18 protein-coding genes and 1 pseudogene are annotated in these 23,125 nt (G+C 33.4%); 11 read left to right on the top strand and 8 right to left on the bottom strand.

Annotation, left to right across the window (positions count from 1 at the left end; all coding sequences use genetic code 11):
• Positions 1 to 186 precede the first annotated feature (186 nt).
• The gene (locus tag K5I29_RS01770; RefSeq protein ID WP_264434150.1) at positions 187 to 1,845 is read left to right on the top strand and encodes a BamA/TamA family outer membrane protein; all 1,659 of its coding nucleotides are present in this window, start codon (positions 187 to 189) and stop codon (positions 1,843 to 1,845) included.
• Between the two features lie 140 nt (positions 1,846 to 1,985).
• Complete coding sequence (locus tag K5I29_RS01765) at positions 1,986 to 2,240, top strand: GlsB/YeaQ/YmgE family stress response membrane protein (protein ID WP_264434149.1); 255 nt, start codon at positions 1,986 to 1,988, stop codon at positions 2,238 to 2,240.
• 88 nt (positions 2,241 to 2,328) lie between these two features.
• Here the strand turns inward: K5I29_RS01765 and K5I29_RS01760 are convergent.
• The 3 genes and pseudogenes from K5I29_RS01760 to K5I29_RS01750 all read right to left on the bottom strand — a co-directional run bounded on the left by K5I29_RS01760 (position 2,329) and on the right by K5I29_RS01750 (position 7,142).
• Positions 2,329 to 4,889 (bottom strand): annotated as a pseudogene (locus K5I29_RS01760) (adenosylcobalamin-dependent ribonucleoside-diphosphate reductase).
• A gap of 397 nt (positions 4,890 to 5,286) precedes the next feature.
• Positions 5,287 to 6,750, bottom strand: coding sequence for an aminoacyl-histidine dipeptidase (locus K5I29_RS01755; RefSeq protein ID WP_264434148.1), 1,464 nt, complete (start codon positions 6,748 to 6,750; stop codon positions 5,287 to 5,289).
• 107 nt (positions 6,751 to 6,857) lie between these two features.
• Positions 6,858 to 7,142 (bottom strand): (2Fe-2S) ferredoxin domain-containing protein, encoded by a 285-nt coding sequence (locus tag K5I29_RS01750; RefSeq protein ID WP_264434147.1) that lies wholly within the window; start codon positions 7,140 to 7,142, stop codon positions 6,858 to 6,860.
• Positions 7,143 to 7,372: 230 nt separating this feature from the next.
• Here K5I29_RS01750 and K5I29_RS01745 point away from each other — a divergent pair, with 230 nt between their 5' ends.
• Entirely contained in the window at positions 7,373 to 8,311 is a 939-nt protein-coding gene (locus K5I29_RS01745) for a DUF3810 domain-containing protein (protein WP_264435150.1), read from the top strand.
• Positions 8,312 to 8,328: 17 nt separating this feature from the next.
• Here K5I29_RS01745 and K5I29_RS01740 read toward each other — a convergent pair whose 3' ends face one another.
• Complete coding sequence (locus K5I29_RS01740; protein ID WP_264434146.1) at positions 8,329 to 9,606, bottom strand: NAD(P)/FAD-dependent oxidoreductase; 1,278 nt, start codon at positions 9,604 to 9,606, stop codon at positions 8,329 to 8,331.
• Between the two features lie 187 nt (positions 9,607 to 9,793).
• Here K5I29_RS01740 and K5I29_RS01735 point away from each other — a divergent pair, with 187 nt between their 5' ends.
• The 3 genes from K5I29_RS01735 to K5I29_RS01725 are packed head-to-tail and all read left to right on the top strand — an operon-like array spanning position 9,794 to position 11,791.
• Positions 9,794 to 10,291 (top strand): RNA polymerase sigma factor, encoded by a 498-nt coding sequence (locus K5I29_RS01735; protein WP_264434145.1) that lies wholly within the window; start codon positions 9,794 to 9,796, stop codon positions 10,289 to 10,291.
• A gap of 13 nt (positions 10,292 to 10,304) precedes the next feature.
• Positions 10,305 to 10,937, top strand: coding sequence for a hypothetical protein (locus K5I29_RS01730; protein ID WP_264434144.1), 633 nt, complete (start codon positions 10,305 to 10,307; stop codon positions 10,935 to 10,937).
• Positions 10,934 to 11,791: a TraB/GumN family protein gene (locus K5I29_RS01725; protein WP_264434143.1), complete on the top strand. Its 858-nt coding sequence runs from the start codon at positions 10,934 to 10,936 to the stop codon at positions 11,789 to 11,791. The genes K5I29_RS01730 and K5I29_RS01725 overlap by 4 nt, the downstream gene beginning before the upstream one ends.
• 66 nt (positions 11,792 to 11,857) lie before the next feature.
• On the opposite strand, the gene K5I29_RS01720 is transcribed toward K5I29_RS01725, so the two are convergent.
• Both K5I29_RS01720 and K5I29_RS01715 read right to left on the bottom strand, forming a co-directional pair.
• On the bottom strand, positions 11,858 to 14,983 hold the full coding sequence (locus K5I29_RS01720; protein ID WP_264434142.1) for an Ig-like domain-containing protein: 3,126 nt from the start codon (positions 14,981 to 14,983) through the stop codon (positions 11,858 to 11,860).
• Positions 14,980 to 15,357, bottom strand: a complete 378-nt coding sequence (locus K5I29_RS01715) for a hypothetical protein (protein ID WP_264434141.1) — start codon at positions 15,355 to 15,357, stop codon at positions 14,980 to 14,982. Before K5I29_RS01715 ends, K5I29_RS01720 begins: the two co-directional genes overlap by 4 nt.
• A gap of 306 nt (positions 15,358 to 15,663) precedes the next feature.
• On the opposite strand from K5I29_RS01715, the gene folE reads away from it, so the two are divergent.
• Genes folE through lgt form a run of 4 tightly spaced genes read left to right on the top strand, consistent with a single transcriptional unit; the run spans position 15,664 to position 19,048 of the window.
• Positions 15,664 to 16,335, top strand: coding sequence for a GTP cyclohydrolase I FolE (gene folE, locus K5I29_RS01710; RefSeq protein ID WP_264434140.1), 672 nt, complete (start codon positions 15,664 to 15,666; stop codon positions 16,333 to 16,335).
• Positions 16,336 to 16,344: 9 nt separating this feature from the next.
• Complete coding sequence (gene cysS / locus K5I29_RS01705; protein ID WP_264434139.1) at positions 16,345 to 17,832, top strand: cysteine--tRNA ligase; 1,488 nt, start codon at positions 16,345 to 16,347, stop codon at positions 17,830 to 17,832.
• A 47-nt stretch (positions 17,833 to 17,879) separates the two neighbouring features.
• Positions 17,880 to 18,104: a membrane protein insertion efficiency factor YidD gene (gene yidD, locus K5I29_RS01700; protein ID WP_264434138.1), complete on the top strand. Its 225-nt coding sequence runs from the start codon at positions 17,880 to 17,882 to the stop codon at positions 18,102 to 18,104.
• Between the two features lie 14 nt (positions 18,105 to 18,118).
• Complete coding sequence (gene lgt, locus K5I29_RS01695) at positions 18,119 to 19,048, top strand: prolipoprotein diacylglyceryl transferase (protein ID WP_264434137.1); 930 nt, start codon at positions 18,119 to 18,121, stop codon at positions 19,046 to 19,048.
• Between the two features lie 36 nt (positions 19,049 to 19,084).
• Here the strand turns inward: lgt and K5I29_RS01690 are convergent, their stop codons facing one another.
• A complete protein-coding gene (locus K5I29_RS01690) occupies positions 19,085 to 20,845 on the bottom strand; it encodes an AMP-dependent synthetase/ligase (protein ID WP_264434136.1) in 1,761 nt (586 codons plus the stop codon).
• Between the two features lie 180 nt (positions 20,846 to 21,025).
• On the opposite strand from K5I29_RS01690, the gene K5I29_RS01685 reads away from it, so the two are divergent.
• Positions 21,026 to 22,534: a M20/M25/M40 family metallo-hydrolase gene (locus K5I29_RS01685; RefSeq protein WP_264434135.1), complete on the top strand. Its 1,509-nt coding sequence runs from the start codon at positions 21,026 to 21,028 to the stop codon at positions 22,532 to 22,534.
• Between the two features lie 104 nt (positions 22,535 to 22,638).
• On the opposite strand, the gene ribH is transcribed toward K5I29_RS01685, so the two are convergent.
• Positions 22,639 to 23,124 carry a 6,7-dimethyl-8-ribityllumazine synthase gene (gene ribH / locus K5I29_RS01680; RefSeq protein ID WP_264434134.1) on the bottom strand — a complete coding sequence of 162 codons (486 nt, stop codon included), beginning with the start codon at positions 23,122 to 23,124 and terminating at the stop codon, positions 22,639 to 22,641.
• Position 23,125: the final 1 nt, after the last annotated feature.

The following is a 23,125-nucleotide window of genomic DNA, read 5'->3' as shown; positions in this document are numbered from 1 at the left end:
TAAAGCTTTAATTTTATTTACTTGTTGGTGTTTTTTAGATTCAAATTTTTATTTTTTTTCACAACTTTTTTACTAAGTACTAATATTCTTTTTTCTCAAAAACAAGAACAAGATTCTGTTGCATTTTTAAAAAATATTGAAAACTATTCTAATAAGCACAAATTTACCAAGCAAATGCACCGCTGGTTGTTTAAAAGACCAAAAACAACAGCAGCATCTTCAGAAAATACAGCTATAGATTATGATCCTTATGCTGGTAAAATTATTCGCAAAATCATTTTTGAATCCAATGATCCGTTTGGTTATTCAGTAGATGATTCTACTAAAACGCCAAAAACTTGGTTAGAAAACGTAGGGAATGATTTGCACTTAAAAACAAAACCTTGGGCTATAAAAAACTATTTACTTTTTAAAGAAAATCAGCCGTTAAATCCGGAAAAAATTATTGAGTCAGAACGTATTTTATACACGCAAAAGTTTATCAGAAAAATTAAAATTATTCCAGTTCCTATACCAACCACAACCGATTCGGTTGACTTGGTTGTGCGTTCCTTAGATGCCTGGAGTATAATTTTTAAAGCTTCGATGAATAGTAAAGTTTTAAAAACTGAGATAAACCAACGTAACTTTGCAGGTTTAGGCCATCAGTTCACCCCTGCGTACCAACACAATTATGTTGAAGGAACCAACAAATATCAATTACAATATCGCGTTCCGAACATCAAACAAACCTTTATTGAATATAACATAAATTATTTAAAAGATTTTAATAATAACAAGGTTAGAACAGTCGAATTAAAACGTGATTTTTTTTCGAACTTTACCAAATGGGTTGGTGGTATAAAATACGAACATTTATTTAAAAACGATACGATTTATAATTTAGATCTTGAAAAAGAAAGGCTAAAATACAAATACGACCAATACGATATTTGGGGTGGTTATGCGTTTAAAATTTTTGATGCTCCAGAACTTGTAAATGCAACCCATTTAATAACAACCACCCGATTTGTAAATACAAATTATACATTAAGGCCTGATCAAACACAAGATCCGTATCATTTTTATAGCGATACCAATTTATGGTTAACATCGGTTGGTTTAACTTCTCGTTTTTTTAATAAAAGTGAAGATATATTTTATCAGGGCGTAACAGAATACTACCAAACCGGACAAAACATTTTTATTACAACGGGTTATGAACACCGTAATAAAAGGCGTCGTTTTTATCTGGGCGGACAACTTTCTAACGGGCGCAATTATAATTTTGGATATTTAGCCACAACCTTAGAAGCGGGCACCTATTTTAATAATGGCAAAACAGAACAAAGTTTAGTTAAACTAAGTTTGTTTTACATGAGCAATATTTTTACCATTGGTGATTGGAAATTTAGGCAATTTATTGTGCCTAAAGCAGCCATTGGAAATAACAGATTTAATGTTTGGAATGATGTTGCATCTTTAGGCTTACGAGAAGATGGAATTGTTGGTTTTAACAACTATAAACGTGGAACCAAAAAAGCAACTTTGTCGTTGCAATTACAAAGTTATTCGCCTAAAAACTTTTATGGGTTTAGATTAAATCCATTTTTGTCAGCCAATTTTGGAACCATTGCCAATACCGGAGAAAAGTTGGTAAACTCTAAAGTTTATTCGAGTTTTGGGGCTGGGATACAAATTTCTAATGATTTTTTAGTATTTGATAAGCTTCAAGTTTCATTTATCTATATACCAACTTTACCAACACAAGGTAAAAATATAATTCATTTAAATTCTTTCAATAATACTGATTTGGCTTTACCTAATTTTGAAATTAGTAAGCCAGAAATAATTTCTTACTTTTAAAACTTTTCAATTCATTTATATTTAATTTTAACGATTAAAACAAACATTACATCAATAAAAAAGTTAAAAAAATAATTTTAAAATAATTAAATACGTTTTTATAATAACATATCACTAACCTAGATTAAAAACATTGTATTATGAATATTATTTATTTAATTACAATCGGAATAGTCTCAGGATTACTAGCGCACTATTGTTTTATTAAAAGCGGTCTGGGGCTTCTTGCTAACATCATTATTGGTTTACTAGCAAGTATTTTTGGTTTTGGAATTTTAGCTGTTTTATTTCAGTTGTCCTTTTTTTGTGACGGCTATACGGCAAGTTTTTTAAGCTTTGTTAGTGCTTTAACTATTTTAAGCTTCTCGAATATTATTTCAAGATCTATTAGTTAATGAAAAGTTTGGTTTCTTTTCGAACGAAGTAAAAGTTCGAAAAAAAGCTAAACTAAAAAGCCGGTTACTAAGTAACCGGCTTTTGTTTTTATCCACATTTAGAAGATCCGCAATTTTTACAAGTTAAACAGCCTTCTTGATACATGATTTGAGTTGATCCGCAATTGCTACATTTTTGCCCAACAGCATCAGTACCGTCAGGAATAAAACGTTTTAAAGCACGAGCTACTCCGTTTTTCCATGAATTAATAGATTCTTTATCCAATTGTAAGCCATTAATTAAATCTATAACATTGTCAATGGCCATACCATGGCGTAAAGTTCCTGAAATTAATTTGGCATAATTCCAGAACTCCGGATCAAATCGGTACGATAAACCTTCAATCGTGGTTTTGTAGCCACGTTGGTTAACGTACTGAAAATCGTAACGTGAATTTCCATTTTCGTCTTTATTTTTAATAATAAAGCCGTCATTTACCCAACGCGGTAGTAAAATACCATCTTCGTCGTCGGCTAAACCAGTGAATATTTCATAAGGTTTGTCATCTATTTTACCAATAAATGCAATCCATTTTTCTTTATTATTTTGAAAACGTACCACATCGGCATCTAAAATAACCGGACGTTTTGTCGGGAAATGCGTGGTTAAACCAACTTGTGGTTCTTCTTTTTTAGCATCATCTTTAGAAACTAAAACACCAGAACGAGAGCCATCTCGGTAAACGGTTACGCCTTTACAACCAACTTCCCAAGCTGTTAAGTACAATTTGTTTACCAATTCTTCTGTTGCGTCGTTTGGAATGTTGATGGTTACTGAAATAGAATGATCTACCCATTTTTGAATAGCTCCTTGCATTTTTACTCTTTGTTTAACCAATCAATATCGTTTGATGTTGCTTTGTAATAAGGTGATTTTTCAATCAACTCATCCAGCTCAGCATCGGTAAAGTTTTTAGAGCTATCAATACCATTAATTTCCATCCAATCTTTAAACTTATGGTGGAAAACAATATATTCTTCGAACGAATCCCCCACATCGTCAACATAATCAATACGCACGTTTTTATCATTCGGATTTACTTTACGGCGACGCTTGTACACCGGTAAAAATACCGGTTCGATACCCGATGTAGTTTGTGACATTAATGACGTACTTCCGGTTGGTGCAATGGTTAACAAAGCAATGTTACGGCGCCCATATTCTAACATATCGTTATATAAAGCTGGATCTTCTGCTTTTAAACGTAATAAAAACGGATTGTTTTTTTCGCGATGGGCATCAAAAATACCAAAAGCTCCACGCTCTTTAGCCATATCAACCGAAGCACGGTACGCAGCTAAAGCTAAGTTTTTATGTACTTGTTCTGCAAAAGCATTTCCTTCGTCACTACCGTAACGAATATTTAATGCTGCCAACATATCGCCTTCTGCAGTAATTCCAACACCGGTTCTGCGTCCTTCTTCGGCTTTTTTACGAATTTCAAACCAAAGGTTTTTCTCAATACGTTTTACTTCTTCATCTTCCGGATCCGCATCAATTTTTTGAATTATAGCATCAATTTTTTCTAATTCTAAATCAATAATATCATCCATCATGCGTTGTGCAATGGCAACATGTTTTTTAAACAATTCCATATCAAAAAACGCATCTTTAGTAAACGGATTTACTACGTACGAATACAAATTGATTGCCAATAAACGGCACGAATCATAAGCACATAACGGAATTTCACCACATGGATTGGTTGATAAGGTTTTATAACCTAAATCGGCATAACAGTCAGGTAACGATTCACGAATAATGGTATCCCAAAATAAAATACCAGGTTCGGCAGATTTCCAGGCATTATGCACAATTTTATTCCAGATTTCGTTTGCATTAACCGTTTTAGTAAACTGCGGGTTAGCTGAGAAAATTGGATATTTTTGTACGTATTCTTGTCCTGCTTTTACAGCTTGCATAAAATCGTCAGAAATACGAACCGAAACGTTTGCGCCGGTAATTTTACCTTGTTCTAATTTTGCGTCAATAAAATCTTCAGCGTCAGGATGGTTGATAGATACCGAAAGCATTAAAGCTCCGCGGCGTCCGTCTTGAGCAACTTCGCGCGTAGAATTAGAATAACGTTCCATAAAAGGTACTAATCCGGTTGAAGTTAAAGCTGAGTTTTTTACAGCTGAACCTTTTGGACGAATATGTGACAAATCATGCCCCACGCCACCACGGCGTTTCATTAACTGCACTTGTTCTTGATCAATTTTCATGATCCCACCGTACGAATCGCTTTCGCCTTTATTGCCAATAACAAAACAATTGGACAAAGATGCGATTTGAAAAGGATTTCCGATTCCGGTCATTGGAGAACCTTGCGGAATAATATATTTAAAATCTTGAATAAGATTTAGAATTTCTGCTTCTGAATGTGCATTAGGATACTTAGCTTCGATGCGAGCAATTTCTGAAGCCAAACGTTTGTGCATATCTGCCGGAGATTTCTCGTATAAATTACCTTCAGAATCTTTTAATGCATATTTATTAATCCAAACACGAGCTGCTAGATCATCACCTTTAAAATATTGTAAGGTTTCTTGTAGTACTTCATCTTGCGAATAGGTTGTCGCATTTTTATAAGTTTCTTTTACTTGCATACCAAAACATTTAGAATTAAACCATTCGTTTTTTAAATAACAGCTAACTTATTTTTGTAGTAGTTTATTATTTGTACTAAGATAAAAATCTGTTTATTATAAAACAACCAAATTAAAAAGTTTTCAAAAAATATAAATTAAAAACTTAACAATCAGCTAATTAAATAAAAAACAAACACAAAAAGTTTACATTTTTTTAATATTGTATTTTTTAACATAAAAAGTTATTAACCAAACTTTTGTAATAAAATCAGGCTAATACAATAAAAAAAGAAACTTATTAACAATTTAAAATTTAACATTGAAAATTGAAATGCATTATGTGGTAAAATGCAAAAAGACGAATATGAAGAAAAGTATAAAAAAAACCTTCGAAAAATTTCGAAGGTTTAATGTTTTATTTGTTTGGAATATTTTTTAAAATTTCTAAAACCAATTTCCAATATTTTGCTACCGAGGTAATAGAAACGCGTTCTTGAGGAGAATGCGCACCACGAATTGTTGGTCCGAAAGAAATCATATCCATTTCTGGGTAATTGGTTCCTAAAATACCACATTCTAACCCAGCATGACAAGCAACTACGTTTGGTTTTGCTTGGTTTTGTTTTTCGTAAATAGCTTTAACTACTTCTAAAATTTCAGAATTTGGATTTGGTGTCCAACCTGGATAAGATCCTGAAAATTCAACTTCACAACCCATTAATTCAAAAGCTGCACGTAATGAGTTTGCACAATCTAGTTTAGACGTTTCTACTGACGAACGAGTTAAACATTGTACTACCAATTTACCAGCACCTAAAGTTACTTTAGCGATGTTGTTAGATGTTTCTACCAAATCATCAAAATCTGCTGACATGCGGTAAACCCCGTTATGAGCTGTGTACATTGAACGTACAAAGAAAAACTGAGCCATGCTTGGCATTACTTTTTTAGGTGCATTTTCTAAACGTTCTAAAACAACTTCTAAATTAGGTTCTGTGGTATGAAATTCGTCTTTAATTTCTTGAATGATTTGTGACATTTCAAACTCGAAAACCTCATCGTACATTTCAGAAATAATTACTTGTGCAACGCTTTCGCGCGGAATTGCGTTACGCAATGAACCACCTTTAATTTCTGAAATTTGTAAACCAAAATCATCAAACCCATTAAACAACAAACGGTTCATGATTTTGTTTGCGTTACCTAAACCTTTGTGAATATCCATACCCGAATGCCCACCAGATAAACCTTTAACGGTAATTTGATATCCGATTGAATTAGTTGGCGTATCTTCTTCATCATATTCTGCAGTTGCTGTAACATCTACCCCACCTGCACAACCGATATCAATTTCATCATCTTCTTCGGTATCTAAATTTAAAAGAATTTGACCTTCTAACAATCCGCCTTTTAAACCTAAAGCACCAGTCATTCCTGTTTCTTCATCAATAGTAAATAAAGCTTCGATGGCTGGATGTTCAATATCAGTAGCTTCTAAAATAGCCATAATGGTTGCCACACCAATTCCGTTATCAGCACCTAAAGTTGTTCCTTTAGCTCGTACCCAATCGGCATCAATATACATATCAATACCTTGTTTATCAAAATCAAAAACGGTATCGTTATTTTTTTGATGCACCATATCTAAATGGGATTGTAAAACAATGGTTTTACGATTTTCCATTCCGGCAGTTGCTGGTTTTTTAATGATGATGTTACCTACCTCATCTTTAATGGTTTCTAAACCTAATTTTTTACCAAATTCTAGCATAAAAGCAATTACGCGTTCTTCTTTTTTAGAAGGGCGTGGTACCGCATTTAAATCGGCAAATTTATTCCAAAGCGCTTTGGGTTCTAGATTTCTAATTTCTTGACTCATTGTAATCGCGTTAACTTTTGTTACTAAGTTCAAATTTACGGATTATTAAATAAAAAAAGCCATAACTAGCAATTTAGTTATGACTTGGCCTTGTAATTATAAATAACTTATTCTACGCTATTTCTTTTTTCTGGAGCGATATATTTTTCGAATATTTTTTTTGCTTTTTTACTCGAAACTTCTTTCTTATACGTATCGTTATTAGGTAAATAAAAAACAGGTGCTTTTTTGCAAATGCCTTGGCATTTCATTTTTTTAAGCACAACAACTTCTGCTAATCCGCAATCAGAAATTAAATCTGATAAGGTATTTTTAGCTTCATCGTTATAGCGGCAGCACTTTTTTCCGTCACAAAAAAACACTACCTTTTCACAAGGTTTTTCTTGTTGCATGAGTTTGTTATTTTTATCTATTCTAATTAAAGACAAATATAGGCTAAGAAATTAAAACTGCAAGTTTTTTTTATTTATTTTTAATAAAAATAAGAAATGATTTTTTTTAGAAAATATACTTGGTTAGTACTTTTTATTGCTGTTTACCTTGTAATTGGTTGGTTAAGTTCGCAATCCTATTTTATTAATGTTTGGTATTTTGAAGTATTTTACAAGCCCGTTTCTGTTGAATTACGCGGCTATTAGGTAATATTCCGTTTTCGGTTGGCGATTTGTTGTATTTACTTTTAATACTTTTTTTATTTTATAGAATATATTTTGTTAGAAGAAGTTGGAAAGCTGACAAAGCCAGCGTAATAAATAATTTATTTAAAGGTTTAACCTTATTTTTTGTGCTTTTTACTATTTGTTGGGGATTTAATTATTATCGCACCCCATTGTACGAACGGTTAGCGATTGAAAACACATATAGTACTGAAGAACTTGTTTTGGTTACCCACAAATTAGTAAACCAAGTAAATGCTTTACATAGCCAATATGCAGAAAACGATTCGGCAATAATAAATGTTTCTTTACCGGATCACATAATAATAGAACAAGCTGCAAACGGATATCAAGAATTAGCGCTTGCTGTTCCTGAGTTTACCTATAAAAACACAAGCATAAAATCTTCGTTATTTAGTTTGCCGTTAACTTATATGGGGTTTGGTGGTTACATTAACCCATTTACTAACGAAGCGCAAGTTAATAATCGCATGCCTAAAACCAGTTTATTTGTAACAGCTTCGCATGAAATTGCACATCAGGTTGGAATTGGCCCTGAAGCCGAAGCTAATTTTGTGGGTTATTGGGCTGCTACAAAAAACACAAATGCGTATTTTGATTATGCTGCAGCAAGTTTTGCTTTACGTTATTGCTTAAGCCGATATCCGTTTAAAAACGAAGCAGATTTTAAAGCGTTTTTAAAAAATATTAATCCGGGGGTTTTACAAGATTGGCAACGCAACAAAGAATTTTGGGAAGCACACGAAAGTTTTATTGATACGTTTTTTAAATTTATATATGATAAATTTTTAAAAGTAAATCAGCAAGAATTTGGTATTACAGGTTATTCTAAGTTTTTAGATTTGCTTATACAACATGAACTAAATAAAAAAGGATGCGAATAATCGCATCCTTTTTTATATTAATTTTCTTTTTTCTTGTATTCTTTAATAATAACACGTGATTCACGGTCAAAAGCAAAATAATTGTAAATCCATGAACAAAATACTAAAGCTTTATTTTTAAATCCGATTAACGAAATTAAGTGAACAAACATCCAAACAAACCAAGCAAAAATACCATTGAAATGGAATTTAGGCATATCTACCACTGCTTTGTTACGTCCAATAGTTGCCATAGAACCCTTGTCGTTATAAACAAATTGCTTTAACGGTTGTTTACGTTCTAATCTTTCTAGGTTTTCTGCTAATAAAGCACCTTGCTGAATAGCTGGTTGCGCCATCATTGGGTGACCAAATTTATATTTATCACCATAAATTGCAGCTACGTCACCAATAGCAAAAACATCTGTAAATCCTTCTACTTGGTTAAATTCATTAGTACGAATACGTGATGCTCTGTCAACAGCTTCGGCAACACCATCTACCACGCAACCTTTAACACCAGCCGACCAAATTACCGCTTTAGATGTTAATGTTAAATCGCTTGCTGTAGTTACGGTTAAACCATCGTATCCGGTAACGCGCACATCAATATGAATTTTAACCCCTAATTGGCGTAAAAATTTAGCAGCAGCTTCTGATGATTTTACAGACATGGCATCTAAAACGCGATCTGTACCTTGAACCAAATGAATTTCCATCATAGAAATATCTAAATCCGGATAATCTTTAGGAAAAACCGCTTTTTTCATTTCTGCTAAAGCACCTGCTAATTCAACCCCAGTTGGTCCTGCCCCTACAATTACGAAATTCATAAGCGCTTTACGCTCTTCAATATCATTGGTTTGTAAGGCTAATTCGAAATTTTCTAAGATTAATGATAAAATATCTAAAGCTTCAGGAATAGATTTCATTACCATACTATTCTCTTCAATTTCTTTATTGCCGAAAAAGTTATTGGTAGAACCAGTAGCTAATACTAAATAATCATAATAAATAGTACCAATATCAGTTATTACTTTTTTGTTTGTTGTATCAACCGATTCAACATTAGCCATACGGAAAAATGTTTCTTGATGATCTTGAACAATTTTACGTAAAGGATAAGCAATAGAACCTGCTTCTAGCCCACCTGTTGCAACTTGGTACATTAAAGGCTGGAAGTTATGATAATTATGTTTATCTAATAAAACAACCTGGAATTTTCTATCTTTTAGTTTTTTAGCAAGAGATATTCCGGCGAATCCACCACCCACAATAACAACTCTAGGATTACTAGAGTCTGGTATATTCATCATAATCTTATTCTTCTTATTTTACGGGCAAATTTACGAATTAAAAACAAAAAAAACTTTATATATTACAATATATTTTAGAAATCAGAAATCAATATTTAAAACGCGTTTTATTCAAAAAAGCGCTAAAAAAATAAAATAATTCTTACTTATTGTAACAGTTTTATAAAAATAACGACATATAAGTTGTATGAAAGGAGATCTGGAAAAAAAGTTTATAGAACAACTTAAAGAAAATCAAAACATTATACACAAGGTTTGTAGGATTTATACCTCAGACGAGGATTCTCATAAAGATTTGTTTCAGGAAATTACCATTCAACTTTGGCATGCGTTTCCGAAGTTTAGAGGAGAATCTAAATTTACCACATGGGCTTATCGCGTAAGCTTAAACACCGCTATTTCCTTGTATCGAAAAAGTACGCGTAACATTCAAACCAATTCATTCGATGCCAATCAGCACCATTATTTAGAAAGCTTAGATTACAATTATGAGCAGGAAGAACAACTAAAATTACTTTATCAGGCCATTCATCAGTTAAACGATATTGAAAAAGCATTGATTTTACTTTATTTAGAAGAAAAAGATTATGGTGAAATTTCTGAAACGCTCGGAATTTCTGAAGTAAACGCCCGAGTTAAAATGAACCGCGTGAAAAGCAAGTTGAAAAAAATATTAAATCCATAAAAACACAGCAAACATGGATGAATTAGATTTATTAAAAAACAGTTGGAAGCAATCGCAAAACAACTACCCAAAATATAACGACGACGAATTGTATAAAATGCTTCATAAAAAATCTACCTCAATTGTAAAGTGGATTTTAATTATTAGCATTATAGAATTGATAATTATTACCTCGTTAGATGTTTTTATAAACAACACGCCAGAAAACGATGCTATTTTATTAAAATATCACGTCTATCATTTATTAAAAGGCGTTACCTATTTGCATTATTGCATTATCATAGGTTTTGTTTACACGTTTTACATCAACTTTAAAAAAATTAACGTAAGCGATAACTTAAAAAAGTTAATGGCCAACATACTGTTTGTAAAAAAAATAACAAATTATTACATTATTTACAACTTATCTGTTATGGCTATAACGGCTATTATTTATAGCATTGCAGCCATGTTGTACGATCCAACCATTCAGCAAATGGGATCAACCAAAAACAAATTGGTTTTATATCTAGGATTTGGATTTGGCTTAGCAGTAAGCTTTAGCCTTTTAATTGCTTTATTTTATTTTATTTATAAGCTTATATACGGCCGATTAATTAAAAAATTGACTCGCAACTACGAAGAACTAAAAAAATTAGATTTATGATTAAAAACTTTTTCTGTGCAACCTTACTGGGTTTATTTACCCTACCAGGTTTTGCACAAAAAGGAAATTCTGTACTATGGGAAATTACAGGTAAAAGCTTAAAACAACCTTCCTATTTATTTGGTACCGTTCATATAACATGTGATGCAACTTTAAAACCAAAAGTTTTAAAAGCTTTAGATAAAACCGATCAGGTTTATTTAGAAATTGATATGGACGATCCGGAATTAAACAATAAAATGCTGGCTAATTTAAATATGAAAGATGAGCAACGCATTAGCGAAATTGCAACGCCAGAACAATACAAAACCATTAATACGTTTTTAGAAAGTAACTTTGGTATTCCGTTACAAGCTTTAGATACGTACAAGCCCTTTTTTATTCAATCCATGCTTTATACCAAAATGATTGATTGCCCTATGCAATCTTTTGAAATGGAATTGGTGAAAAAAGCAACCGAAGATAAAGAAGAAATTTTAGGATTAGAAACCATTGAATCGCAATTAGCTATTTTTGATGAAATTGCATACAAAAATCAGATTGAAGATACGGTTACCATGATCGAAGCTATTAATGCTGGAGAAAACAACGAATTGCAAGAATTAATCGCAGCATATCAAAACGAAAATTTAGACGAATTGATGCGCATTATTGCAAGTTCAGAAATTCAAACCAACAATCAGTTTCAAGAAGAATTGCTTATAAAACGCAACCACAACTGGATTCCGATTATTATAGAACAAGCCAACCAAAAACCTACTTTCTTTGGTGTTGGAGCAGCTCATTTAAAAGGAAAAGATGGCGTAATTCAGTTACTACAAAAACAAGGTTATAAAGTAAAACCTGTACAATAAAAAAAGTCGGCAATTGCCGACTTTTATCTTTTTAACGAAAAATGAGATTTAAAGGTTTTTGCTACATTATCTTCGGTATAATTTACCACAAACCAATAATCGGTAGATGGTGCTTGTACCCCGTAAAGATCCGTCCCAACCTTCAGATTCTGGCGTAATTACTTTAATTAACTTACCGTAACGGTCGTAAATAAAAATTTCGGCATTGCTTTTTTCTTTTAACGACCAAATGTTCCAATAATCATTAACTCCGTCACCATTTGGTGTAAAAAAGTTAGGATAATGAATGGTAACAATATTATCTAAAACAATATAAGTACAATCGTATTCATCTGTAATAATTACTTGATGCGTACCCGGAAAAACTCGATTAAAAACGTTACTTTTTTGTGGAGGCAAATTGTTTAATTGATATAAATAATTACCGCTGCCTTGCACATTTACGGTAATGGTTTGCGAATCTTGAAAATAATTGGTTAGCGCATAAGTTGCCGATTGCACCGATTGATTGGCCGAAACTTGAACAATTTGTTCGCTTTCGCATCCCAATTTATTGGTTATTTTAAGTTTATATTGCCCAGGATTATAAACCTTTAATGAACTTTTATTTTCGTTCGCAAGTAATTCGTTTTCAAAAAACCACTCAAAACTAAAATCTGCTTCAGCCAAGCCTGAATTTAAAATATAAGGCGAAAGTATTTTTCCGGTTTGCGAATCGTAACAAAGCGTTCCGTTTTCTAACTGCAAATGTGATAACGGATTAACAAAAACCTCAACTTCAACAGGTTCTCCGGCGCAACCATTTATGTAAGGCGTAATTTTATAAACTACAAATCCGTTTTGAGATTGAGTAAACAAGGTATTGTTAATGGCGTTTCCTGAACCCGAATTAGCTCCTGAAACTTCGTTATTTAAAACTTCCCATTCAAAAACCGTATTAGCAAAATTACTTGTCAAAGTAATGGTTACCGATTCTCCGCTACAAATCATATTTGTGTTTGCCGTTGCAACCACATTTGCCGTTGCATGAACTTGAACCGGAATATAAAAAGGTTCGCCTTCGCATTGTTTAACAATCGGTGTAACCTTATAAATTACTTTACCATTTTGTAATTGATTGGTTTTTAAAACTTGTTTTATGTTATTTCCAGTTCCTGCAGTTGCACCTACAACATTTTCGGTTTGTACTTCCCATTTATAAGTTAACCCTTCGGTTTCATATAAAGAAAAATCAAGCTGAAATTCTTGTCCAGAACAAATAACTTGTTCCTTATAATCAGATAAGTTTATTGCAGGAAAAATAGTTATTGAAATTGGTAGGCGTTCACTCTCGCAAGTTCCATTTTTTTGAGAAACGTAATACGTTTTTTTTTCGAGTTTCGTGGTAATTGGTAACGGATCTACGCTTGTTAATTCGGCATAAAATTGTAAGTTTTGCCCGTCAACGGTTAAATCTGCCAATGTATTTTGATCGGTAAAACAAACGTTTGATGCAAAAAAAACTGGAGCTTGAATTTGTTGAAAAACAACTTGAACAGCTGTTCTATCAATGCTTTCGCAACCGTTTTGTACTTGCGATACATAATAAATTCTTTCGGTTAAAAGTAAATCTGTTGCTAAAGCAGTTCCTCCAACTTCATTTTCATACCATTTCAGCACAGAACCTTCTGCTTTTAAGTCGCCAACAGTCGCAGTTGCGGTACAAAAAATTTGATCTTCGGCTTTGGGTGCATCAACTTGCATAACAAAAACCAGAACGGCAATACGTTCTGCTGTACAACTTGGCGTAAGTTGCTCGGCATAATAAGTTCCGGTTTGTAAAAGCGCATCAGCATCTAAAGCTGTTGTTCCGGTTGCAGATAAAAACCATTTTAACTGATCGGTTTCTGATGCCAAATTTTTTACCGTTGCTTTATCGTTATAACAAAAAACTTGTTGATTTGGTACCGAAATAGAACTTCCGGTAGTGAACGCTTGGGTATATAAATTTTTAAAAACAGAATCTTGATTTAAAAAAGCTTCGGTTACGTATGTAAACGTATGGGTTCCGGTCATTAATTGTTTAGCAACTCCTGTATTAGCAGCTGCTAATTGCTCATCATTTAACAACCATTTGCTAACAACATCAGCTTCGATAACAATAGGTTGTGTATAATAATAATGCGGTGGTACATTAAAAATTGATGCTGTTTCGGGGCTACAAGACATATCGTTTATTTGAGAACGAATTTCGCCCGAATCGTATGTAATGGTTGTAGGAGAACCAAATTTACTTTCTAAATCAGTAAACGTTATTTTGGCAGATTTTAAAAAACCTTTATCCATCAAAATACAATCGTAAATTTGTACAGCCCAATCACCAATAGCAGCATTTACGCCTTGTAAAGCACTCCAATTTATTTCGTATTTTTTCCCCATTTGGGCATAAGCGCCATACAAACCTGATAACGGAGCAACAGCATCACAAACATCTAAAGCAGCGGTAGCTGAATTTGAGAAAGCTAAATCTCGAACATCATTACCCGAATTACACACATCTCGGTAAACGCTTAATGCACCGGGATTAGGAGATAATAAAATTCTGGGACTTCCAGCTGCAGCTGGCCCAATTAAATAAAAAGCTAAATCGGATATATAGGTATGATTGGCATTAAATTCTACCGTAATTTTAGTTTTAGGCGTAATTATAGCTTCTGGCGGAGGTAAATTGTAGTATACAAAATTAACTTCAGCATCAACCAATGCTTCATAAGCAACTTCAGAGCAACTAAGCAGTTCGGCTTTTGCACGGGTTGCTACATTAAAGTTCCAAACCCAAGCAACGTGGTGCTCAATTTGTTTTCCGGTTGCATCGGTAACCTGCACGCGGTATCCATCTGTTGGTAAATTATTTAATGCAGAAAAAGTACCGGTTTCGGTTTTATAACGCATCCACGAAAATGTTTTTTCGTCGTGGTAAAACCAATCAAAAACATACGGTGCTACACCAGTTTTTGGCGTAATTTTTAGCTGACCTTGTTGTTTTCCTAATTCATCACTATTCCAAATGTAAATGGCATCATTGGGCTTGCCATCTGTATAATTGGTGCTTATTTGTTTAGCATAATTAACCCCAATAATTTGCGCATAAATAGGTTTTGTAAAACAGATTAAAAAAAGAAAAACAAAAGTTGTAATTCCTTTTTTACTCATTTTTTAGTGATTGATTTTAAAACTTCGGAAACTTGTTCTTTAGCATTGTTGTATTGCTTTAAATCTGCAGCATTGGGATTTACAAGTTCTTGTTCTTCTTTACGCGAAATGGTTTGTAAATAAACTTGTAATTCATCAGCATCTTTATCTTGTATTGAAGAATTGTTTTGTACAGCAACCGAATTGAAATCTTCAGCTTGTATTTTATTTTTTAGTACTGGAATTTCAGAAACAGCTACACCTGTACTTTTATAAATTTTCACACCATTTTGTTGTTCGTGAACCAATACAACATGATTGGGTTTGTTTTGGGCAATTGAATAATAAGAGCCAATAAATGCTATAAAAAAAGTGAGGATATTTTTTGAAAACATAGGCATTAAAAATTATAATTTATGTGGGACAAGGGCTATAAAATTGTAAGTAAAACTGCTTACATAAAACTAACGCCCAAAAAGTTCAAAAAATTATAAAAAATTCTATGTTTTGAAACAATTACGCAAAATCATAAGTTATAACAAGAGCTTTCTTGTTAAATTTTTGTTTTTAAGAATACTATTCCTATAATTTAACAACTCAAAACAAATAAAAAGCCAGTCGGTTTTTTGAAAACTTTATATACGCTAATCGATTAAAAATAGTTATCTTTGGGCTTATTTTTAACCGTACAAAATATTCTTATGTGTAAACATGATGATCTACACGAGCAATTGGGTGAAAACCACATCGGAACTTGCTCTGATACGCCTTTACGTGCTGATGCATTTGCATTAAGTGACGAGGAAAAAATTGAATCTATTAAGAAAGATGTTGAAAATATTTTAATCACTTTAGGAATGGACCTTACCGACGATAGCTTAAAAGGTACACCAAACCGCGTGGCTAAAATGTTTGTGAAAGAAATTTTTGGCGGACTAAATCCGGCTAGAAAAGCTTCAGCTTCAACCTTTGAAAACAAATATAAATATGGTGAAATGTTGGTAGAGAAAAACATTGTAGTTTACTCAACCTGCGAACACCATTTATTACCTATTGTTGGCCGCGCACACGTAGCTTACATTTCTAACGGTAAAGTTGTAGGTTTATCTAAAATGAACCGCATTGTTGATTTTTATGCAAAACGCCCACAAGTACAAGAGCGTTTAACCATTCAAATCGTTAAAGAATTACAACAAGTTTTAAATACAGAAGATGTAGCATGTATTATTGATGCCAAACATTTATGTGTTAATTCACGAGGCATTCGTGATATTGAATCTAGCACTGTTACTGCCGAATTTGGTGGTAAATTTAAAGACGAAAATGTTCGAAAAGAATTTATCGAATACATTAAATTAGAAACTAAATTCTAAGAATTTATTATGCATTTATACGAAAATCAAAAACTAAAAATATACAATTCGTTAACCGGACAAAAAGAAGATTTTAAACCTATTTTAGAAGGAAATGTTGGCATGTATGTATGCGGTCCTACCGTGTACAGCAATGTGCATTTAGGAAATTGTAGAACTTTTATTTCGTTTGATTTAGTATACCGTTACCTAAAACACTTAGGCTACAAAGTGCGTTACGTACGTAACATTACCGACGTAGGCCATATGGTAGATGATGCAGACGAAGGCGAAGATAAAATTGCCAAAAAAGCAAGATTAGAACAAATTGAACCGATGGAAGTTGTACAACGTTACACGGTAGATTTTCATCAAATTCTTTCCATGTTTAATAACTTAGAACCTAGCATAGAACCAACTGCAACGGGACATATTATTGAACAAATCCAGATTATAAACGAAATTATTGAAAACGGATTTGCTTACGTAGTAAACGGATCGGTTTATTTTGATGTTGTTAAGTTTAACGAATCGCACGAATATGGTAAACTTTCTGGGCGTAACCTAGAAGAAATGATTGCCAACACGCGTGATTTAGACGGACAGTCGGACAAACGCAACGCACAAGATTTTGCTTTATGGAAAAAAGCTGAACCGCAACATATTATGCGTTGGCCTTCACCATGGGGCGACGGGTTTCCGGGTTGGCACTTAGAATGTACAGCCATGAGCACTAAATATTTAGGCAAAACCTTTGATATTCACGGTGGCGGAATGGATTTAAAATTTCCGCATCACGAATGTGAAATTGCGCAAAGCGAAGCAAGTTGCGGACATACACCAGTAAATTATTGGATGCATGCCAACATGTTAACCTTAAATGGTAAAAAAATGGCCAAATCAACCGGAAATAATATTTTACCCCGTGAGCTTTTTACGGGTGATAATACCGTGTTGTCAAAAGCTTTTTCACCAACGGTTGCACGCTTTTTTATATTACAAGCACATTACAGAAGCATTTTAGATTTTTCTGACGAAGCTATTTCTGCTTCAGAAAAAGGTTTTTACAGATTGATGGAAGCGATGCGTAGCTTAAAAAGCTTACCTACAGCAGCCCAAACAAGCACTTTTAATTTAGCCGTTTGGAAACAAACTTGTTACGATGCAATGAATGACGATTTTAATAGTCCGATTTTAATTGCAACCATTTTTGAAGCGGTTAAATTCATCAATTCGGTAAAAGACGGAAAAGAAACAATTTCTGCATCCGATTTAGCAGATTTAACTACAACCTTACAAGGTTTTGTTTTTGATGTTTTAGGCTTACAAGATGAGCAAGAATCTTCATCAGGAAATTCAGTAAAACTAGATGGCGTTATGCATATGTTAATCGAAATGCGCGATCAGGCACGTGCCGATAAAAACTGGGCATTGTCAGATCAAATTCGAGATAAGCTTTTAGCGCTCGGCATTCAGTTAAAAGACAGTAAAGACGGTACAACATTTACAATAAATTAATATTTAAAAAGATGGATTAATTCCATCTTTTTTATTTACTTTATACCATGGTAAGAAAAATAGTTATATTTCCATTTTTAACCCTAATTCGTTTTTATCAACTTTGCATATCTCCTTTTTTTCCTAGCGCTTGTCGGTATTCGCCAACATGCAGCACATATACCTACCAAGCTTTACAAAAGCACGGTATTTTTAAAGGCAGTTGGTTAGGATTAAAGCGTATAATAAGTTGTAATCCGTGGGGCGGAAAAGGATATGACCCAGTACCTTAACTAAAATAATTTTTATGATTTACACGTTAAACATGCTATGGAATCCGTCGGAAGGATTTGATTTAGGTTTTATAATGATTCGTTATTACAGCTTAATGTTTGTTATTGCATTTGCATTGGGCTTTTACATAATGAAAAAAATATATGTACGAGAAGAAGAATCAATAGAAAAATTAGATACCTTATTTATTTACATGATTGTGGCAACCTTGTTAGGTGCACGTTTAGGCCATGTATTTTTTTACGATTGGGATTATTACAAACATCATTTACTAGAAATAATTTTACCTGTGCGTTTTGAGCCCGAATTTCAATTTACTGGCTTTGCAGGTTTAGCTTCACACGGAGCTGCTATTGCAATTATTTTAGTAATGTTGTATTATTCTAAAAAAATAATTCACAAACCGGTTTTATGGATTTTAGATCGTATTGCAATCCCGGTAGCAATTGGAGGTGTTTTTGTAAGATTAGGAAACTTTTTTAACTCTGAGATTATTGGGTACGAAACAACATCTAAATTAGGAATTCGATTTTTACGCGATAAATATTCACCACAAGATGCGTTTGCTATTACACAAAACAACAACATTAATGAAGCGTACAATCAAATAGCAACTAATCCGCAATTTTCTGAATTTTTAGAGCGCGTAACACCAAAACATCCTACGCAATTGTATGAAGCTTTTGGTTATTTAATTGTTTTCATTATTGTATATTATATGTACTGGAAAACAGATGCGCGTTTAAAATCTGGACTTATTTTTGGCGTGTTTTTAATTTTACTTTGGACGGTACGTTTTATAGTAGAATTTGTGAAAGAAAGCCAAGGGGGATTTGAATCAGTTTTAGGCGTTTTTTCAACCGGACAATGGTTAAGTATTCCGTTTATACTAGTTGGTATTTACTTGGTAATACGAGCAAATAAACAAAATACAATATCATAAGCATAAATAAAAAAAGCGACCAAATGGTCGCTTTTTTTATTTGAATATTTTATCGTAAAATTCTTTATATTTCGCTGTAATAAACTTGCGTTTAAACTTTAAGGTTGGAGTTAATTCACCACCTTCAATGGTAAATTCATTAGGAATAACAGCAAACTTTTTAATTTGTTCCCAGTTGCCAAAATGTACATTATAAGTTGTTATTTCATCTTGCAACTTAGCAAAAACCAACGCGTCAGTTAAAAAAGCTTCTTTAGATAAAATAGCTAAGTTTGGTGCTTCGGCTTTAGCCCATTCTAATAAATTAGGATAATTAGGTACTACAAATGCTCCGGGAAACTTTTCGCCTTCGCCAACTACCATAATTTGCTCAATTAATGGCGATTCTACCAATTTACTTTCAATATATTGCGGTACAATATATTTACCGCCCGATGTTTTAAAAATTTCTTTTTTACGATCGGTAATTTTTAAATATTTTCCGTCAACAAAAGTTCCAATATCACCAGTATGCAACCAACCATCAATTAATACTTCATCAGTCGCTTTTTGGTTTTTGTAATAGCCTTGCATTACATTATCGCCTTTAACTAAAATTTCGCCATCATCAGCAATTTTTACGTCAATGTTAATTAACGGAACACCAACGGTACCCAACTTCATGCCGCGCTTAAAACAATTTACAGCAATACAAGGCGCAGCTTCGGTTAACCCATAGCCTTCGTAAATATTAATACCAGCAGCAGTATAAATACGAATTAGTTTTTGCTGAATTGCTGCACTACCTGATGAAATGGCTTTTATTTCACCACCAATTGCTTCGCGCCATTTAGAGAAAATTAGTTTTCTGGCAATGGCCAATTGAAAATTATACCAAGGCGAACGGTTATCAAAATCGTATTTTTTACCCAGCGCAATAGCCCAGAAAAAAAGTTTTCGTTTGATACCGGTAAGCTCGTGCCCTTTGGCCATAATTTTTTCGTAAACCTTTTCTAACACACGCGGAACAGCAGAAAAAATATGAGGTTTTACCTCTTTCATATCTTCACCAATGGTTTCCATAGATTGAGCAAACCAAATAGAAACGCCTTTGTAAATATATACATAATGAAACAAACGCTCGTACGCATGGCAAACAGGTAAAAAAGTTAATGCACGATCGTACGATTCAACCGGAAAAGAATATTCACTGCTGTACATATCGGCCATAATATTTTTATGACTTAACATTACGCCTTTTGGATTACCGGTAGTTCCAGATGTGTAAGCTAAAGTTGCTAAATTATTTACATCAACGGCTGCTTTTAACGCATCAACTTGCGTTTGATCGGTATTTGCACCTAAATGAATTACTTCGTTTAAACACGGAATTCCAGGATAAACATCAATCGTATAAATGTTTTTTAATAAAGGTAAATCGTTTTGTAAGGTTTTAATTTTATCATATAAATTTTCATTACTTACAAAACAAGTTTTAATCTCAGCATCATCAAAAATAAAAAGGTAATCGCTTACAGATATATTAGGGTAAACTGCAACAACTACAGCGCCGATTTGTTGAATGGCAAAATCTAACATGTTCCACTCTACTCTATTTTCAGAAATCAACCCAACCTTATCGTTAGGTTTAACACCTAAAGCTAGTAAACCACGTGAAACGGCATTTACTTTATCTAAAAATTCTAACGCAGTATAGCCTTGCCAAACACCATCTTTTTTAAAATTAAAAATTTTTAAATCCGGATATGTTTGGGATTGGTATAAAGGTAAATCAAATAATCTTGAGGGTTTATTCATGTCAGAAAGCTTGAAAAAATATAAGAAACAAATTTCGCGCCTTTTTTTCAATTTATAATGATATTTATCGTATTTTTTGCAAACTAATACTTATAACTAACACAAATACCAAATTAAATGTTAAACCACTCAAAAATCACTACGACTGTTTTTGTAAGCGCTTTCTTATCAAGCGTTTGCATGAACGCACAGCAAGTTGAGGCAGATGTAAATGCTCCAGCTTATGTACAACAAATTATTAACAAAGCGAACAACGAATCACAGCTAGAAAGCCTTGCTTTTGAATTAGTTGACGTTATTGGCCCAAGGTTGGTTGGTTCACCCGAAATGAAACAAGCGCACGACTGGGTAATTGACACCTATAAAAAATGGGGAATTGAAGCTGAAAATCAGCCGTACGGGAAATGGAAATCATGGCAACGTGGTACACAAACCATTGAAATGACTTACCCGAGAATTAAAAGCTTAGAAGGCCAACAGTTGGCTTGGAATGCGAACTTAAAGAAACCGGTTGAAGCAGAGGTTATTACTATTCCCTACTTTAAAAATGAAGCCGAGTTTAAAGCTTGGTTACCGAAGGTAAAAGGAAAAATTGTTTTAGCATCCATGTATCAAAAATACGGGCGTCCAAATCATCAGTTAAAAGATCAATCTCTACCAGGCGATTACGAACTTATCATGCAAGAGAAAAAGCAGGCCGATGAAAAATGGAATGCAAGCATGAAAGCAACCGGATTAAATGCGAAAGAATTTCAGCAAGCTTTAGAAAAAGCCGGAGCAAGCGGAATTGTTTTATCGTATTGGTCGGGAGAATTAGGAGCAAACAGAATTTTTAGCTCACGCACAGAAAAAATTCCTACGGTAGATATTTCTTTAGAAGATTATGGTTTACTATATCGTTTAGCAGAAAACGGTAAAAAACCAAGAATTAAAATTGCTGCAAATTCTAAAAGCTTTGGTGAAACAGAAACGTTTAATACCGTAGCTGTTATTCCTGGAACTGAAAAGGCGGATGAATATGTTTTACTTTCTGCTCACTTAGATTCGTGGGATGGTTCACAAGGAGCTTGTGATAACGGAACCGGAACTATTTTAATGATGGAAGTTGCACGCATTTTAAAAGAAGTTTTACCAAACCCAAAACGTACAATTGTAATTGGTCACTGGGGTTCTGAAGAACAAGGTTTAAACGGATCTAGAGCATACGCAGAAGATCATCCTGAAATTATGGAGAAAACATTGGTTGCTTTTAATCAAGATTCTGGAACAGGACGCATAACAAACATTAGCGGACAAGGTTTTGCTGATTCGTACGAATATTTAGGCAAATGGTTAAACCAAGTTCCTACCGATATAACAAAACATATTAACACCAATTTTCCGGGAATGCCTTCAAGCAGCGGAACAGATCATGCAGCGTTTTTAGCTTATGGCGTTCCGGCTTTTAACTTAGGTACACAAAGTTGGGGTTATGGTACATATACATGGCACACAAACCGCGACAGCTATGATAAAATTATGTTTAACGAAGTTACACGAAATGTAATTGCGACAGCAATTTTAACGTACCAAGCTGCTCAGGAAGAAGATGAAGTTTCTCGCGAAAAACGAGTAATGCCATTAGATAATCAAGGAAAAAGATTAGAATGGCCAGCACCAAAATCACCAAACAGAACAGGTGAATATTAATACAGAAAGGTTGTCGAAATTCGACAACCTTTTTTTACTTTTACTTCATAAAAAAAACTGCAAAGTAATTTTGCAGTTTTTTTAATAAATTCTATACTAAAATATTATTTTGTATTTAATGCGATCATTTTTAATGCAGCAACCGCAGCTTCTACGCCTTTGTTGCCATGTAAACCACCGCTTCTGTCAATAGACTGTTGTTCGGTATTATCTGTTAACACACAAAAAATTGTTGGAATATCAAATTTTACATTTAAATCTTTAATTCCTTGTGTTACTCCTTCACAAACAAACTCAAAATGCATGGTTTCGCCTTTAATTACGCAACCAATTGTAATTACGGCATCAAGTTGTAAGGTTTGGTGCATTTTTTTGGCTCCAAAAACAAGTTCAAAACTTCCGGGTACATCCCAACGAATAATGTTTTCTGGTAAGGCACCGCAATCAATTAAAGTTTCAAAAACTCCTTGATAAAGCCCGTTTGTAATTTTATCATTCCACTCCGAAACTACCACACCAAATTTAAAATTTTTAGCGTTTGGCAATTGTGTATTGTCGTAGTTTGATAGGTTTGTATTAGCTGTTGCCATA

It is taken from the genome of Flavobacterium agricola (genome assembly GCF_025919725.1).
Lineage (GTDB): Bacteria > Bacteroidota > Bacteroidia > Flavobacteriales > Flavobacteriaceae > Flavobacterium > Flavobacterium agricola.
This window is presented reverse-complemented; position numbering and strand designations above follow the sequence as displayed.